This is a genomic window from Acinetobacter lwoffii (assembly GCF_024129735.1).
Lineage (GTDB): Bacteria > Pseudomonadota > Gammaproteobacteria > Pseudomonadales > Moraxellaceae > Acinetobacter > Acinetobacter lwoffii_H.
This window is the reverse complement of record NZ_JAMXXK010000095.1, coordinates 1-2,627: the sequence shown is the minus strand read 5'-3', so window position 1 is coordinate 2,627 and position 2,627 is coordinate 1. Positions and strand designations below refer to the sequence as shown.

Annotated in this window: 2 protein-coding genes; both read left to right on the top strand. The window is 39.2% G+C overall.

Annotated elements, in window-relative coordinates; all coding sequences use genetic code 11:
- Positions 1-98 precede the first annotated feature (98 nt).
- On the top strand, positions 99-665 hold the full coding sequence (locus tag NI469_RS15570) for a recombinase family protein (RefSeq protein ID WP_004282172.1): 567 nt from the start codon (positions 99-101) through the stop codon (positions 663-665).
- A 745-nt stretch (positions 666-1,410) separates the two neighbouring features.
- On the top strand, positions 1,411-2,627 hold a 1,217-nt coding region (locus tag NI469_RS15565; protein ID WP_253139515.1), incomplete at its 3' end, for a multicopper oxidase domain-containing protein.

The following is a 2,627-nucleotide window of genomic DNA, read 5'->3' as shown; positions in this document are numbered from 1 at the left end:
GAAAGTGCCGACCGTGGAAGGGATTCATCTGCTGTATCTCGAAATAAATAAGATATTTAGCTTATCATGTCAGCCTATTTGCAACAGTGCCTGAAAAATTGAAAGGCCAAAAAGTAGGGTATATCCGGGTAAGTTCTGTCGAGCAAAACACTGGACGTCAACTTGAGGGAATTGAAGTCGACCGGATTTTTGTTGACCGTGCTTCAGGTAAAAATACTGACCGACCTAAATTTCAGGAAATGTTGAACTATGTCCGGGAAGGGGACAGGGTGATTGTACATTCCATGGATCGTTTTGCGCGAAGCCTGAAAGATTTGGTCACTGAAGTAGATAAACTGGTCAAACGAGGGATTGCCATCCAGTTTGTAAAAGAAAATATTACTTTTACGGCCGAATCCACCCCGATGGATAATTTGATGCTGCAATTGATGGGTGCTTTTGCACAGTTCGAACGTGAGATCATTTTAGAGCGGCAAAAGGAAGGAATAAAACTCGCCTCTGCTCAGGGGAAGTACAAAGGTCGGGTGCATAAACTAAAGCCTGACCAAGCTGAAGCTTTACGACAAGCATGGAGGGAAGGGAAGTATCCATCAAAAATGGCATTAGGAAAAGCTTTTGGGATTAGTCGTCAGGCGGTATACCGATATTTACAAGTTAGTGAATAGCTTATTGGGATTGGCAACTAAATTTAGTTTAACTTATAAAAATCATGAAACATTGTTCGAATTTTAAGCGTGGAACATAAATAATCAATAAAAAGCCGCTCTGGTACCCTATGCCCCACAACGGCTTGATCTAATATACTGAAATTTAAAGATAAATAAAGAGAATTTCGTATAAGGTGTATTATGTTATTTTTAGAGAAACTACTAAATTATATTGGGTTGTAAATATTTGAAATTCCGTTAAGATATTTTGGATTAAATTCTATTCCTAGATAGCATTCGTGTTGACTCATCTCTCCAAAAAACTTTGGTTTTGTTTTCTTATGGTTTTTGCCATAGGATGGAGTAGTGTGTCTGTTGCATCAGTAAAGATAATGCATATCAATATGCAAACTGAAATGAGCCAAGATCATTGTTTAGATCAAGCACAGCAAGTCACTCAACATGGTATTAATCACGAAGTACAGACGAATACCGATTGCCATAATCATTTAGCTCTTAATCAGAATATAGATCACAAAAAGTGTCAGGAATGTTCTAGCTTATCCTGCCAGACACAGATCTCATGTCTTCATTCTTTGCAAAGCTCGCTAGATCCCCTATATACCTTCTATTCTATAGATCAGCCTAATTTTTATTACCCCAACCAATATCTAAATGGGTATTGGCAAGAAATTTCACGTCCTCCTAAAACTTAACCAATTTTTTTAAAATTTATTTATTTTTCAAAAATTAAGGTTAAGTTATGTCTCATAAAATTAGTTCGTACCTATTAGCAGGTATTTGTTTTGCATCGTCGCCTTTGGTTTTTGCCGAAGTGCGTGAATATCAGCTTGTTATTGATGAAGCAGTGGTCAGCCCAACTGGAAAGCCTGTAAAGCGCATTACCGTAAATGGTCAATTTCCTGCGCCTTTGCTTGAGTTTGAAGAGGGTGATGAAGCCATCATTCGCGTGAAAAATAATTTAAAAAACCAAGATTCTTCTATTCATTGGCACGGACTGTTGTTGCCGGGCATTATGGATGGTGTACCGGGATTTAATGGTTTTAACGGTATTAAGCCTCAAAGCGAGTATGTTTATAAATTCAAGATTCGCCAAAGCGGGACTTATTGGTATCACGCTCATTCTAAAGGACAGGAACAGGACGGCTTATATGGTTCTTTTGTGATTTATCCAAAAGGTAAAACACCATTGGCAGCACATGAAAAAGCTGAACGTGACTATGTGGTGATGTTGTCAGATTTTCATGAAAAAACCAGTGATCAAATTCAGAAAGATCTTAAAATTTCAGCTGAATATTATCAAGATCAGCGTGAAACCTTGGGTGATGTTTGGAAGCAGGTTAAACGTGATGGCATAAAAGCGACATGGTCTGACCGCAAAATGTGGAATCAGATGCGTATGCTAAAAACCGACATGTCGGATGTTACAGGTTATACCTTCCTCATTAATGGCAAAACACCTGAACAAAATTGGACAGGAATGTTTAAACCGAATGAAAAAATTCGCCTACGTTTTGTGAATGCATCTGCGATGTCTTTCTACGATGTCCGTATTCCTAACTTGAAAATGACTGTGGTCAGTGCTGATGGTCAGCCTGTAAAACCTGTTGCTGTGGATGAGTTTCGTATTGGCACAGCTGAAACTTATGATGTGATTGTGGAGCCCAAAGGCGGACATTATCAAATTGAAGCTGAGTCAATTGACCGTGCAGGCTATGCGATTGGTACACTGCACAATGAATTAAATCCTATGACACATGGCATTCATATGCCTGCACCACGTCCACGCTCACTTTTGACCATGGAAGATATGGGACATGGTGGCGGTGATCATGCAGGAATGGATCATTCGAAAATGAACCACGGCAATATGCAAGGCATGGATCACTCGAAAATGGATCATTCAAAAATGAACCATGGCGATATGCAAGGCATGGATCACTCGAAAATGGATCATTC